Genomic DNA, 14,127 nt, shown 5'->3' with positions numbered 1-14,127 from the left:
TCGTAAAATCTCTTTTCAGTGTTTGCATACAGGCATTTACCCTTCATGGTCGGATTGAAATATCTCAATTTTTCTAAAATATCGTCATTGTTTCGAGTATTATTATATAGATCGCGAAGCGATCGAAGCAAAGCAGGGTTTATGCTTTGAGGAAAACGAGCTGCTCGTTCCACCCCCTGCTTTTTATAACTTTGTCAGCAAACCCTCTGTACGAAATCTGGAGCGATCGATTTGTGGCTAAGCTTTCTACGGAACTCCACCGTTACTTTTTTTCAGAAGAGCGTCTCGATCGCGTGAAGCTATCAGACGTTATCGAAATTGCTGGAGAGCGGAGTTTTGGCTTTCTGTTCGTGTTGTTGTCCCTGCCGTCAGCGTTGCCGATTCCCGCACCGGGGTATTCGATTCCCTTTGGCATCGTGATGTTGTGGTTGGCGTTGCAGCTTGTCGCCGGACGAGAACGCCCCTATTTCGTGCAACACTGGCTCGATCGCGACATTTCACTCTCGACGGTGCAGGGCGTTTTGAAAAAAGGGCTGCCCTGGTTGCAGCGCGTTGAAGTGTTGTCTCGTCCTCGTTTGAGCTACGTTTGCACGAGTGTCGTCGGGCGAGTCGTTCTCGGACTGGCCATCGCCCTGATGTCGGTTTCAATGATGGTTCCCATCCCCGGCACGAACACGCTGCCAGCGATGGGAATTTTCATTACGGGATTCGGTTTGCTCGAGGACGATGGCGCGATTAGTTTGATGGGTTTGGTGGTGTGCGCGATGGGCGCGACCCTGACCACCCTGATTGTAATTTTCGGCTACGAAGCCGTCAAAACTGGCATCGATATGCTCAGAGATGCGATTTGATGCCCGTCCTCTGCCAGTTGGATGCTATTCGACAAACAACGCCCGAGCTGTGAGGGATTTTTTCGCTTCCTGTAGCGGTGCGGGGGAGGCATCGGGATGAGGGAGCGAAGAGGGTAAGCTATCGACCTCGAAGGTGGTCGGTGCGGGAGAGCGAGCGATTTGAGGGGTGCGAGACGAGAAGTTGGTCGGCAACCCCGATACGGCAGCGAGAAAGAGGGCTGCGATCGCCGTTCCTCCCCACGCCCACCGCTGCTGTCGGTCTTGGCGCAGGCGAGCGAACACCCGTTCGGCCGTGACCTCGGGTACGGTTTCGCTGGGCGGAACGGGTAGTTGCTGGAGTCCGAAACTGGTTCGTTCGAGACGGTGATACAGTTCCCGAGCGCGATCGTCGGCGGCCAAGAGCGTCTCGACTTGCTGGCGTTCGCTTTCGCTGACTTCTCCGTCGAAATAGCAACTGAGAAGCACGAACAGGTCTTCGTCTCGGTCTACACGAGCGGACGGCTCGAATCGGTTGCGTTCGTCGTAATCCTTGCGGGTCATAGTTGCGTCACCACCTGGCTGTCGGTTGCGGACAGCGACCTCTCTCCATCAAATTATACTTGCGTATTTTTACAGACGAAAGCCACTGAAAAAAGTTTCTGAGGAACGATTCGATCGCAGCGATCGCCGTTCGTCGTTCCATGAGTTTAATCGAAGGCGATCGATCTTCAAAGCGGAATTCAATTGTTAAGACGAGAACCTAAAAACAAGGGAGGTTAACTGTCGATATAGTGTTGTAACTGAGCTTGTAAACGATGTCTAGCTCGGGCGATGCGAGATTTCACCGTTCCCAAAGACACACCTGTAATTTCCGCAATTTCCTCGTAAGCCATCCCTTCGATTTCTCGCAACACGATCGTCGTGCGGAAAACTTCCGGCAAGTCGGCGATGGCGACGCGCAGGCGATCGTAAAATTCGTCGGTAGTTAAAGCGTCGTCCGGGCCGGGATCTTCGGTGGCGATTTCCCATTCTCGCTCTCCGTCGTCTGTGGTAAACGGCGCGTCGAGAGACAGGGGTTGGCGTACCCGCTTGCGTTTGCGTAACTCGTCGTAAAACAAGTTGGTGGCAATACGGCTGAGCCATCCTTTAAATTTGATGGGATCTTGCAAGCGGCGGATATTGCGGTAGACCCGAATCCAAACCTCTTGTGCTAAGTCCGAGCGGTCTTGCCAGTCTGGGGCTAAGTGATATAACACCCGATCGACGTAGGATTGATACCGATGTAACAGTTCGGTGAAGGCTGCGCGATCGGGACGCGCTCCGGCTTGGCAACGGCGCACCAAATCGATGTTAGACAATTGGGCGGGAGAAGGCACGGGAGTTTGAGGAACGGTCGCCGAGGCCGTAGACCAGGATAATGAAATAGAATGTGTCATGGGCATATTTAAGGCGATCGGAGCTACCAAGAACCTTTGACGTCGAACTGATTCTAAGAGTTCCCGCCAACGGGCGATCGCCGCGTAGACAGATTGACAAACTGTCCCATTTTTGTCGTCATCTACCTTTGTTCTATCCTAGCCTTCAACGTTTGACTCGATCCCTGTCGGTCAGCCGTTTTCGGGACGACTTGCGAGAACCACTATGATTTGTATTGTGACGTTTTGTAACGATAGCGGGCGTATCGAGAGCGCAAACGCTGACGCCAAGGCGTTGTTTGGGTATGACGGCCGGGACATCCGACACGATTCGATCGAAACTCTATTTCCTCACTGGCCGGCTGACACGACCTGTTTCGATTCCCCGATCGATTTAGAAGGGCGGTGTGCGGACGGCTCCGTCGTTCCCTGTCGCGTCGAAATCCTGAGATCGAATACCACATCTACGGCAATTTGTCAACCTCTTCGAGAGAATTTCGACGTGCGAGAGCGGTTTGTGCAGTACGCTCCCACCGCCGTCGCCATGTTCGACCGACAAATGAACTACCTGTTAGCCAGCCAGCAATGGGCGAGCGAGTACGGTCTCGACCTCGACGACCTGCCAGGGAGATCGCACTACGATGTCTTTCCCCTATTTCAGACCGATCCCGAATCCCGCGATCGCTGGCAGCGTCGCCAAAACGCCTGTTTGTCCGGTCGTGTCGAACGGGGAGACGACGAACCCTTTCCCCAAGCCGACGGCAACCTCGCCTGGTATCAGTGGGAAATGCGGCCGTGGCGAACCGCAACCGGCGCGATCGGCGGCGCGATCTTGTGGACGAACAACATCACCCAAACCAAACAAATCCAAGACGAACTCTACTGCGCTAAAGAAGCCGCCGAAGCCGCCAACCGCTCCAAAAGCACCTTCTTGGCCAACATGAGCCACGAACTGCGAACGCCCCTCAACGCCATTATCGGCTACAGCGAAATGCTCGGCGAAGACGCCCAAGACGAAGGGTACGACGACATCGCCGCCGACCTCAACAAAATCCGCGCGGCCGGACAACATCTCCTCTCGCTCATCAACGACATCCTCGACATCTCCAAAATCGAAGCCGGGCGTATGGATCTGTATATCGAATCGTTCGATATTTCCAGTTTGCTGGCTGAAGTACAAGCCACCACCGTTCCCGCCATCGAAAACAATAACAACCAATTCCAATTAAGCGGCGAGGGCGATCTCGGTGCCATGTGTGCCGACTTAACCAAAGTGCGTCAAATTCTGATCAACCTCCTCAGCAACGCCGCTAAATTCACCCACGACGGAACTGTCACCCTCAGCGCCTATCGCAACACCGACAGCAACGGACGCGGTTGGGTCGTCTTTGAAGTCGCCGACACCGGCATCGGCATGAACGACGAGCAAATCGAGAACGTCTTCACCGCCTTCAGCCAAGCCGATGCCTCCACCACCCGCAAATACGGCGGAACAGGTTTGGGTCTGGCCATCACCCGGCACTTTTGCCAAATGATGGGAGGCGACGTCACCGCAGACAGCACCCCCGAGCGGGGATCGACCTTCACCGTTTACCTACCCGCCGAACCCCTCGACAGTATCGACGAACCCACCAGCGATCCGAGTGCGACAGCGACGCCGACCCCGATCGCCCAACCCTCGGGTTTAGTCCTCGCCATCGACGACGATCCCAACACCCTCGACCTCATTTCCCGACGGCTGAGTAAAGAAGGATTTCACGTCGAAACCGCCTGTAGCGGCGTCGAAGGCTTGAAACGGGCGCGAGAACTCAAACCCGATGCGATCGTTCTCGACGTTCTCATGGAAGACATGAGCGGCTGGGCTGTTTTGGCCGCCCTCAAAGCCGATGCCGAACTGGCCGACATTCCTGCCATCGTCGCCACCATCGTCGATGAAAAAAACCTCGGCTTTACCTTGGGAGCGTCCGACTACCTGCTCAAACCGCTCGATAACCAGCGGCTGGCGCGGCTCCTCGACAAATACCGACAGCGACGCATTCTCGGCAGTATTCCGGGGGAAAATCGCATCCTCGTCGTCGAAGACGACGAGATGACCCGCGAGATGATGCGACGCACCCTCGAAAAATTCGGCTGGAACGTCGTCGAAGCCTGTGACGGTCGGGCTGCTCTCGATGCCGTCGCGGCCGAGCCACCCAACCTGATTCTCCTCGATCTGATGATGCCGAACATGGACGGCTTTCAGTTTTTGACGGAGTTTCGCCGAACTGGAAACTGGCGATCGATTCCCGTGGTCGTCGTTACGGCGATGGAACTGACGGCAGCGGACTATCAGCGTCTCGATGGGTCGGTCGCGCACATTCTCGAAAAAGGGGCGTCCACCCGCGACGAACTCCTCCACGAAGTTCGCGATCGCCTTTTTGCCAGTCTCGCCCCCCGAGCAGACAGAGGCGACCTCGAAATGGGACAATAAAAATCGACGGGAGAATCGTTCGAGACTCGATCTTGTGGGTCGGTCGTTTCCCGAGACACCCTCGATCGAAAAAGCCCGAATCCCAAGGTTCGATCTCAAAACTCACGGCGTCCCGGCTATCTTTCTGGGGTGTTTCAGACCCCTCGCTGCTGCTGTATCCTGTTGCCTATGGCTAAAATTTTGCTGGTCGAAGATAACGAAATGAATCGGGATATGCTGTCGCGGCGTCTCAAACGCAAAGGTCACGTGGTCGTCGTGGCCACTGATGGAGCCCAAGGGGTAGAGATGTCTCTCAGCGAAGCCCCCGATCTAATTTTGATGGATATGGGTCTTCCCGTGATGGACGGTTGGGAAGCCACCTCGACCATTAAAGCCAAACCGGAAACGAAAAAGATTCCCGTCATTGCCTTAACCGCCCATGCCATCGCGGGCGATCGCGAAAAATGCCTCGCTGCCGGGTGCGACGACTACGATACCAAACCTGTAGAATTTCCGCGTTTGCTCTCGAAAATCGAAGCGTTACTCTCGTAGCGACTTCAGAGGCGAGATGCTTTTGCGAGACCCCCTCCAAGATCCATGACCGATTCTACAACCTCGAACCGCGTCGCTCGATTTGCTGGAATGGGTGCGATCGCCGGATGCGGGTTCGTCGCCCTCGCCGGTAGTCTCGACCTCCTAGCAACACCGCTTCCCCTCGACGATCTCACGTTTTGGGGCGTTCTGGCCGCGTTCGCCCGACGCCACAGTCAAAATCCCGTGTTGTGGGTCGTCGATAGCCTGCCGTTCGTGTTCGGTTGGCTGATGTGGCAGTGGGGACGACAGGCGAGTGTTCGAGCCACCTGGCAAGCTCGCCAACGTCGAACCCTCGAAAAACACAATCGAGCGCTAGTGGAACTGGCCCGAAACCAACAGTTCGAGACGGGGAACGTCGCGGCAACCCTCCGAGGGATCGCAGCGACCGCCGCCCGCACCTCGCAAGTGGCTCGGGTCAGCTTGTGGCAGTATGAAGACGATCGCACCCGGCTCGCGTGCTTGGAAGCCTACGATCGCGATCGCGACGACCACAGCTCTGGAACAGTTCTGGCGGCGAGCCGATATCCCGATTATTTCCAAGCCCTCGAAACCGAACGCTACCTCGCCGTCTCCGATGCGATCGGCGATCCGCGCACGCAACGCCTGGCCGAAACGTATTTTATCCCCAACGCGATCGCTGCCGTTTTAGGTGCGCCCGTGCGCCTCGGGGGAAAAACCATCGGTCTCGTCATGCTCGAACACGCCGAGACGCCGCGAACTTGGACGACCGAAGAACAAACCTTCGCCGCCTCCATCGCCGATTTTGTCGCCTTGGCCGTGCAAACGGGCGATCGCACGTCTGCCGAAGTCGCCCGCTGGGAAAGTGAAGAACGCTTTCGCTGGCTCTCCGAAGCTACCTTTGAGGGTATCGTCATCCACGCCGACGACACCATTATCGACACCAACCAAGCTCTCAGCACCCTCTTCGGCTACCGCGACGACGAATTTCTCGGCATGAACCCGCTGGAGTTGTTCGCACCTCCCTGTCGGGATCTCGCCATCGCTCCCCTGCGATCGGGATCGGATAAAACCCTCGAACTCGTGGGACAGCGAAAAGACGGCTCGACGTTTCCCATCGAAATTCAAGGTCGCCTCCTCCCCTATTACGGCAATAAAGTCCGCGTGACGGCCGTGCGGGATATCACCGAGCGACAAAACGCCGAACGCGCCTTGCGACAAAGCGAAGCTCGCTATCGCGCGATTTCCGAACTGGCCTCCGATTACATCTACGCCGCCGACGTGACCCCCGACGGCAACCCCATCGTACAGTGGGCGACGCAATCGTTCGATCGCATTACCGGTTACAGTCGCGCTGAAGTCGAAGCTATGGGGGGATGGTCGGCTGTCGTTCACCCCGACGATCGCGATCGCGTCCACCACCGTTTCACTCAAAACCGCGTGGCAGACTGGGAAGGCGTTCTCGAATACCGCATCGTCACCCGCGACGGCGAAACCCGTTGGCTGCGAGATTACGCCCGTCCCAACTGGCAAGAATCGGAGGGCGACACAGTTCGTTTGCTCGGTGCGGTGCAAGATATCACCTTGTCCAAAACGGCCGAAGCCGAACTCTACCGCGCCAAGGAAGCCGCCGAAACCGCCAACCGATCCAAAAGCGCCTTTCTGGCCAATATCAGCCACGAACTGCGAACGCCCCTCAACGCCATTATCGGTTACAGCGAAATTCTCCAAGAAGAGGCTGAAGAAGAGGGAAACACCACCGCCGTCGAAGATCTTCAGAAAATCCGTACTGCGGGAAACTTCCTGCTGGCGCTAATTAACGACATCCTCGACATCTCGAAAATCGAGGCGGGGAAAATGCAGCTTTACATCGAAGCCTTCGATCTCTGTGCCTTAATCGAGGAAGTTCGCGTTACCCTCGAGCCGATAATGGAGAAAAACGGCAATACGTTTACCCTCGAGTGCGACGAGAATCTAGGAGAAATCGAAGCCGACATTACGAAATTGCGCCAAGTGTTGCTCAACCTCCTCAGCAACGCCGCCAAATTCACGGAAAACGGCAACGTCCGCCTGACCGTCCGGCGTTACCGCGATGGCTTAGAGGGAGAGGTCGGGGAAGATGTCGACAGCGAAAGTGCGACGCACCGCTTCGGCGATCGCGTTGTCTTCAAAGTCACCGACACGGGAATCGGCATGACTCCCGAACAAGTGGCGCATCTCTTTGAAGCCTTTACTCAAGGAGATGCCTCCACCACCCGAAAATACGGCGGAACGGGACTCGGACTGACCATTAGCAAACGCTACTGTCAGATGATGGGGGGCGACATCGCCGTTAACAGTCAAGTCGATGTGGGGTCTGAGTTTACCATCGTCCTACCCCGCGTGTTGCCGCGATCGACGACGACTGGATGAGGGGACGAGGAGCAGTGTTTCAGTCGCCAGTCACCCGTCACCCGTCACCCGTGATGAGGAGATGAGGCGATGAGGAGACACGGTTACCCGTTAACTGTCCTCACTCTTCACTCTTCCCTCTTCCCTCTGCACTGAAGAAGCTCTCCTGTTCACAGAGCGAGACGCTTCAGATTGCGATAGAATCGGGTACGATTGCCCGACTGGGTCAACTGAATCCCGTGCGTGTAGAGACCGATTCGGTGCGTCTTGACGGCAACGCTCGCGACTCCGTTGCGATCGCGCGGCATTTGTTGGTTCCTTCCGACTTCACGGGAGTCCATTGAGGAATGCGTTAATGAGATCGCTCGAAAACGCCAGCGTCCTGGTTGTAGACGATAACGAAGCCAACCGCGATTTACTCCGACGGCGGCTGAAGCGACAAGGCTATCGAGTCACCGTCGCCGAAGACGGATTTCGCGCCTTGGAACTGATGCGAGAGCAACCGTTCGATTTGGTGTTGCTCGATATCATGATGCCGCGAATGAACGGCTATCAAGTTCTCGAACAGGTGAAAGCCGATTCAGACCTTCGCGATATTCCCGTTCTCGTCATTTCTGCTCTCGACGATCTCGACAGCGTGGTTAAGTGTATCGAACTTGGGGCGGAGGATTATCTTCCAAAACCCTTCAATCCGATTTTGCTCAAAGCGCGAATTGGAGCCTGTCTCGAAAAAAAGCGCTTACACGACCAGGAGAAGGCATATCTCGAACAGCTACGGGTCGAACAGGAGAAGTCGGAACGTCTGCTGCTGAATATTTTGCCCCAAGCGATCGCCGAACGCCTCAAGCAAAACCCTCGGACGATCGCGGATAGTTTTGCGGACGTCAGCGTGTTGTTCGCCGATATCGTCGGTTTTACAAAACTCTGGTCGCGCATTTCTCCGACGCAACTCGTCGAACTCCTCAACGAGATTTTTTCGGGATTCGACGAACTAGCCGAAAAGAACGGCTTGGAAAAAATTAAAACCATCGGCGATGCTTATATGGTCGTCGGCGGACTCCCGATTCCGCGAGCGGATCACGCCGAAGCGATCGCGCAGATGGCTTTGGATATGCAGCGACAGATGGCGCAGTTCAATCAAGGCGATCGCGAACCGTTCAGCATTCGCATCGGGATCAGTACCGGCCCGGTAGTGGCGGGAGTGATCGGAACGAACAAGTTTATTTACGATCTTTGGGGAGATACCGTCAACACCGCCAGCCGTATGGAGTCTCACGGGATCGCGAACACGATTCAGGTGACAGAAGCGACCTACGAACGGCTCAAAGATCGTTTTATTTTCGAGCGTCGCGGTGTTATCGAGGTGAAGGGAAAGGGTAAAATGACCACTTACTTACTCGTCGATCGCAAAGAAAATTGTTAAAAACAACCGTGTTGGGGATGGTCAGAGGTTGGAGAAAGGGGCTGTTGGGGGGCGCGTTCGCAAGTCTCGTTGCGCTGGTTCCCGAAGCTGAGGCTCAGGTCAGTACGTCTTGGGTCGAACCCTGTGTTGAGAATTTGGTGGAGGCGGAGATTCTCGAAGACGTTCCCGATCGCCTCAACGTTCCCATGACTCGCGCCGAATTCGCACGCACCCTCGATCGCACCCTCGAACGAACGTTTCCCGAGATCGAAACGCCGAGGGAGACTCGGTTTACGGACGTGGCGACGAACTCGCCGGAGTTCGAGGCGATCGCAAGGTTGGAACGGCGGGGATTTTGGGAAAGTTTTCTCGATTTAGTCTTCGGCAGCGATCGTAAACTGGCACGATGGGAAATGTGGGTCGCGCTGACGGACGGCTTGGACTATCGAGCGGCGCAAACCCCGCGATCGCTCCTCGATCGCACCTATCGCGACGCGATTTTGGTTCCCCCGGACATTGAAGCGGCGATCGCCGCCGCTACGGAACGCCAAATTGTCGTCGTCTCCCCGTCGGGTGAAGACGCGCACTGGTTGTATCCCTATCGCCTCGCAACTCGCGCTGACGTCGCGGCGACGATGTGTCTGATTCTCGCCAAAGATGGCTTTCCGAACTCTATTCCCGAGGAATATGCAGTCCGCGTCACCGTTCCCGAAATTCGCGGCGTGTGGCTGACGAACGTAGACAGCGAGGTCTTGTTTTCTCGGCGCGAACTCCGTCAGGCGATCGATCGCTTACACCGCCTCAATTTCAACACGCTCTATCCCACGGTTTGGAACTGGGGATATACCCTCTATCCCAGCGCCGTCGCCGAACCGGTTATCGGACGCGCCGTCGATCCCGAGCCGGGACTGCAACGGTACGATATGTTAGCCGAGGCGATCGAGTACGGACACCGTAAAGGCTTGCGGGTGATTCCCTGGTTCGAGTTCGGCTTTCAAGCGCCGTCTTACTCGGAACTGGCGCGGCGCAACCCCGACTGGCTGACGCAGCGTTCCGACGGAAGCCAAACCATCATGGAAGGGGAACACGAGCGAGTTTGGCTCAATCCCTTTCATCCCGAGGTGCAGCAGTTTATCCTCGATTTATTGGTTGAAATCGCCAGTAACTACGACATCGACGGAATTCAACTCGACGATCACCTCGGACTTCCCGTCGAGTTCGGTTACGATGCCTACACGGTCGAACTCTACCGCAGCGAACACGACGGTGCCGCTCCTCCCGAAGATTATACCGATCCTGATTGGATACGCTGGCGAGCTGATAAAATCACTGAGTTTGTCGGTCGCGCTTTTCGCGCTGTGAAAGCCGTCAACCCCGACGCCGTATTTTCAGTTTCCCCCAACCCGCAACACTTCGCCTATTCTCGATATTTACAAGATTGGGAAAGTTGGGAACGTATCGGATATATTGAAGAGTTAGTTTTGCAAGTTTATCGAGACGACATCGATGTGTTTGCAATGGAGCTGCAACGACCGGAGGTAGAAGCGGCAAGACACCACATTCCCGTCGGTATCGCGATTTTGACCGGTTTGAAAAACCGTCCGATCGAACTCGATCTGATTCGACAAAAGGTTAGAAAAACTAGAGAGTTAGGTTTTTCGGGAATGTCGTTTTTCTTTTACGAAAGTTTGTGGAATTGGGCAGAAGACCCCCCAGAAGTTCGAGAGGGAGGATTCGCCGAACTCTTTCCTGAAGCGGTGGTTGCGCCAGATGTCATTGACTGAAGACAGTCACCAGTCACCCGTGATGAGGAGATGATGGGATAATGGGATGATACTCTATCCTTTTCCGATAAGCTGGATTTCAAGAAATCTTCACCACATCCCCCCTTAGCCCCCTATCCCCCCTTCGCCCCCCTTTGAAAGGGGGGTTGGGGGGATGGTTGGAGAGATAGAGGGGCTTGTCTGACTGGGGCAAACCCGTGTTTGAGTCCGAGCGAAGTCGAAGCGAGCGAAGTCGAAGCGTTGAGATTCGGATTCCGCATCATCCGGTCGTCCCATTGCCTTCTGTATTTGAGTTTTGCCAGAGAAACTGAAGCAGTCTCTTTTCGTCGAACTGCTTGACCAATTGCGACACGCGATCGGCAAACGGTTCGAGTTCGGGTTGCGATCGCGCTAGCGCTCGGGCGTGTTTGTCGGCTTTTCGTAAGGCTCCCCGTCGAATGGAGTGTACTAAACCGGCGAGTTCTTCTTCAGGGGGAAAGACCAAATCGCGATCGTCTGGGGACTCCTGAATGTCGTTCGAGCGGCTGTTATCTTCGTAAGTCTCGGATACCTCTTTTTCGGCATACTGCCACTCTAACTTCATCAGATATCCTAATTTGTCGATCGCCTCCTCTGCCCGAATCGGTTTGGCAATGAAATCGTCGGCCCCCGCTTCAAAGCTCGAGTAATGGTCTTGTTCTAACACGCTGGCCGACCATGCGAGAATTTTGACCCCTTGTAACTGCGGCGTTTGTCGAACGCGCCGAATTAACTCGAAGCCGTCGAGGGCGGGCATTACTAAATCGGTGACGATCGCGTCGGGAACTAACTTTTGTATTTTCGCGAACCCTTCTTCTCCATCCTCCGCTTCGTGGACTTCGAAACCGAGAGGCGTTAACAGATTCATCAGCACCGCGCGATTTTCCCATTTATCGTCGATGACGAGAATCGATCGCTTGCGCCCTCGATAGCCGACGATCTTTCCCTTCTCGTCTTTGGCTGAGTTCGTCCCCCAATCTCGCGCGATCGGGAACTCGAGATCGAACCAAAACCGACTACCTTCACCCAGAACGCTCGAGACGTGGATTTGACTGCCCATCAAGGCTGTAATTTTTTGGCTGATGGTCAGCCCCAACCCCGTTCCTTGGGACATCTGATTGGCTTCCCCAACTTGCTCGAACGGTTGAAAGATCGTTTCGACCTGTTCGGGACTCATGCCGATTCCAGTATCTTCGACGAGAAACCGAATCGTAACGGCGTCCCTCTCAGGCGATCGCAACGTCGCGTCCCGTACCGTTCCCACTCGAAAGCGCACGCTTCCTCGCTTAGTGTACTTCACGGCGTTGCCCAACAGGTTGATGAGAACTTGACGCAGCCGCTTTTCGTCTCCACAGACCGCTTCGGGCAGTTCGGAGGTGGCTTGATAGTCGAAGTGTAAACCTTTCTGGCGGGCTTTGATTTGACAGATTTCCGCAACGCCTACGAGAAACGAGGGAAAATGAAAATCGATGGGATACAGTTCCATTTTCCGAGCTTCGATTTTTGAGAGATCGAGAACGTCGTTAATCAACATCAGCAAGTGAGAGCCACACTGATGGATAATTTCGATTCCCTGACGCTGCTGGTTGAGGTCTTGAGTGCGCTGGAGGATTTGCGCGTAACCCAAAATCCCGTTGAGGGGCGTTCGCAGTTCGTGGCTCATGTTGGCGAGAAATTCGCTTTTGGCATGGTTCGCCACTTCCGCAGCATCTTTGGCGGCTTGGAGTTCGAGGGTACGGTCTTCGACGCGTCGCTCTAAGTCGGCGTTGGCGGCTTCGAGTCGGGAAAAAGACTGCGTGAGAGCGGCTGCCATGTGGTTAAAAGACTCGGCGAGAATTTCGAGTTCGCCAATGCCGCGCACGTTAACCCGGCGATCGAGATTTCCCGAGGCAATTTCGCGACTGGTATCGCTCAAGCGGCGGATGGGACGGACGATCGCCCAGCGAATGGCAACGATGCCAACAGCGGCAGCAATCCCGACGATGCCCAGTGCGCCTTGGAGGAGGGTTTCTACGACAGCACTGTAGTTGGTCAGCACTTCGGAGATCGGTTTGACAACGACCAGTTTCCAGTAGGTATTGGGAACGCCGAAAACATAGGCTGAGGCAGATTCGCCGAGCAACCAGTCTTCTTCAACCTCAAACTGTCGTAATAACTGACCGCGATCGAAGCCGACTTTTTGGGGATCGACGATCGCCGCTGCAATGAGGTTGGCTTCCTTGGGCTCGATGGGGGTACGCACCTCTTCGAGACCGTCGAGAATGGTTTGGCGGCGCTCGGTCCAACGATCGGCACCGGCGACAACGTCGCGATTGGTGGCAGCTAACGCATCGCGATAGGGGGCAAATTCGGGATGCTGTCGGGAGACCTCGAAAACATCGAGCAGTTTGAGGGAGGGGTCGTGACTGTCATGGTCGTGGTCTTCGGGGACTTCGTGTTGGGGGAGCGTGATAAGGTGGTTGTCGCGATCGACGAGGATAATGTATCCGCCTATCTCCTCTTGCAGCGAGTTCACGAACGCCTGTAGTCCTTTGAGTTCGAGATCGATCGTCGCAGCCCCCCAAAATTTACCGTCTCTGCGAATGGCGACGGTACAAGTGACCATCGGTTCTCGGGAGTAGGGATCGACGTAAACGCGACTCCAAAAACACTGACTGGGTTCGAGATATTGGGCGACTATGTACCATTCTTCTTGGTGGTAAGTAGCCCCAGAGAAAAAAAGGAATGTGTGTAAAGGATTATTTCAGACCTCGAAGGTTGACATACTTAACAGAATGTCCGTGGCTGTATCCGCCTATCTCCTCTTGCAGCGAGTTCACGAACGCCTGTAGTCCTTTGAGTTCGAGATCGATCGTCGCAGCCCCCCAAAATTTACCGTCTCTGCGAATGGCGACGGTACAAGTGACCATCGGTTCTCGGGAGTAGGGATCGACGTAAACGCGACTCCAAAAACACTGACTGGGTTCGAGATATTGGGCGACTATGTACCATTCTTCTTGGTGGTAAGTAGCCCCAGAGAAAAAAAGGAATGTGTGTAAAGGATTATTTCAGACCTCGAAGGTTGACATACTTAACAGAATGTCCGTGGCGCTCTCCTCGGGCTTCGAGTCCCTCGGTCCTGAGAGGGTGACAACATAGCTAGACCCCCTGCCTCACAAGGGATAGAGCCTCTAGCCCTCGTTAAAAATGGAGAGATTTGTGAGGCTTCAACGCCATGAGCGCCAACATCCAATCTCTCCAGAGCAGCAGGGATTGACTCCAAGCATAACCGGATAATCCGAGGGAA

At 55.1% G+C, this 14,127-nt stretch carries 9 protein-coding genes and 2 pseudogenes; 6 read left to right on the top strand and 5 right to left on the bottom strand.

Annotated features, from left to right (window positions below; all coding sequences use genetic code 11):
- The first annotated feature begins 233 nt into the window (after positions 1-233).
- Positions 234-851 carry an exopolysaccharide biosynthesis protein gene (locus GEI7105_RS0120075; RefSeq protein WP_017658523.1) on the top strand — a complete coding sequence of 206 codons (618 nt, stop codon included), beginning with the start codon at positions 234-236 and terminating at the stop codon, positions 849-851.
- A gap of 24 nt (positions 852-875) precedes the next feature.
- On the opposite strand, the gene GEI7105_RS31555 is transcribed toward GEI7105_RS0120075, so the two are convergent.
- The gene (locus GEI7105_RS31555; protein WP_017658524.1) at positions 876-1,391 is read right to left on the bottom strand and encodes an anti-sigma factor family protein; all 516 of its coding nucleotides are present in this window, start codon (positions 1,389-1,391) and stop codon (positions 876-878) included.
- Between the two features lie 215 nt (positions 1,392-1,606).
- Complete coding sequence (locus tag GEI7105_RS0120065) at positions 1,607-2,266, bottom strand: sigma-70 family RNA polymerase sigma factor (protein WP_017662214.1); 660 nt, start codon at positions 2,264-2,266, stop codon at positions 1,607-1,609.
- 205 nt (positions 2,267-2,471) lie between these two features.
- Between GEI7105_RS0120065 and GEI7105_RS31550 the strand changes: the two genes are divergently transcribed.
- The 5 genes from GEI7105_RS31550 (at position 2,472) to GEI7105_RS0120035 (ending at position 10,823) form a co-directional block, all read left to right on the top strand.
- On the top strand, positions 2,472-4,715 hold the full coding sequence (locus tag GEI7105_RS31550) for a response regulator (protein WP_017658526.1): 2,244 nt from the start codon (positions 2,472-2,474) through the stop codon (positions 4,713-4,715).
- Positions 4,716-4,883: 168 nt separating this feature from the next.
- A complete protein-coding gene (locus GEI7105_RS0120055) occupies positions 4,884-5,246 on the top strand; it encodes a response regulator (RefSeq protein WP_017658527.1) in 363 nt (120 codons plus the stop codon).
- A gap of 45 nt (positions 5,247-5,291) precedes the next feature.
- Positions 5,292-7,658 (top strand): PAS domain S-box protein, encoded by a 2,367-nt coding sequence (locus tag GEI7105_RS31545; protein WP_017658528.1) that lies wholly within the window; start codon positions 5,292-5,294, stop codon positions 7,656-7,658.
- A gap of 334 nt (positions 7,659-7,992) precedes the next feature.
- Positions 7,993-9,060, top strand: coding sequence for an adenylate/guanylate cyclase domain-containing protein (locus GEI7105_RS0120040; protein WP_017658530.1), 1,068 nt, complete (start codon positions 7,993-7,995; stop codon positions 9,058-9,060).
- Positions 9,054-10,823, top strand: a complete 1,770-nt coding sequence (locus GEI7105_RS0120035) for a glycoside hydrolase family 10-like protein (protein WP_017658531.1) — start codon at positions 9,054-9,056, stop codon at positions 10,821-10,823. Before GEI7105_RS0120040 ends, GEI7105_RS0120035 begins: the two co-directional genes overlap by 7 nt.
- A 259-nt stretch (positions 10,824-11,082) precedes the next feature.
- On the opposite strand, the gene GEI7105_RS40555 is transcribed toward GEI7105_RS0120035, so the two are convergent.
- The 3 genes and pseudogenes from GEI7105_RS40555 to GEI7105_RS38665 all read right to left on the bottom strand — a co-directional run.
- Positions 11,083-12,879, bottom strand: a complete 1,797-nt coding sequence (locus GEI7105_RS40555; RefSeq protein WP_342662860.1) for an ATP-binding protein — start codon at positions 12,877-12,879, stop codon at positions 11,083-11,085.
- Between the two features lie 495 nt (positions 12,880-13,374).
- Positions 13,375-13,530, bottom strand: a pseudogene (locus tag GEI7105_RS41340) (PDC sensor domain-containing protein); the annotation flags it as partial.
- A 49-nt stretch (positions 13,531-13,579) separates the two neighbouring features.
- Positions 13,580-13,834 (bottom strand): annotated as a pseudogene (locus GEI7105_RS38665) (cache domain-containing protein); the annotation flags it as partial.
- Between the last annotated feature and the right edge of the window lie 293 nt (positions 13,835-14,127).

Source organism: Baaleninema simplex PCC 7105 (assembly GCF_000332355.1).
Classification (GTDB): domain Bacteria; phylum Cyanobacteriota; class Cyanobacteriia; order Cyanobacteriales; family Geitlerinemataceae; genus Baaleninema; species Baaleninema simplex.
This window is presented reverse-complemented; position numbering and strand designations above follow the sequence as displayed.

Coding starts and splice junctions, on each gene's coding strand:
- GEI7105_RS0120065 (WP_017662214.1), bottom strand. CDS start 2,266: ATGACACATTCTATTTCATTATCCTGGTCTACGGCCTCGGCGACCGTT.
- GEI7105_RS31555 (WP_017658524.1), bottom strand. CDS start 1,391: ATGACCCGCAAGGATTACGACGAACGCAACCGATTCGAGCCGTCCGCT.
- GEI7105_RS0120055 (WP_017658527.1), top strand. CDS start 4,884: ATGGCTAAAATTTTGCTGGTCGAAGATAACGAAATGAATCGGGATATG.
- GEI7105_RS31545 (WP_017658528.1), top strand. CDS start 5,292: ATGACCGATTCTACAACCTCGAACCGCGTCGCTCGATTTGCTGGAATG.
- GEI7105_RS31550 (WP_017658526.1), top strand. CDS start 2,472: ATGATTTGTATTGTGACGTTTTGTAACGATAGCGGGCGTATCGAGAGC.
- GEI7105_RS0120040 (WP_017658530.1), top strand. CDS start 7,993: ATGAGATCGCTCGAAAACGCCAGCGTCCTGGTTGTAGACGATAACGAA.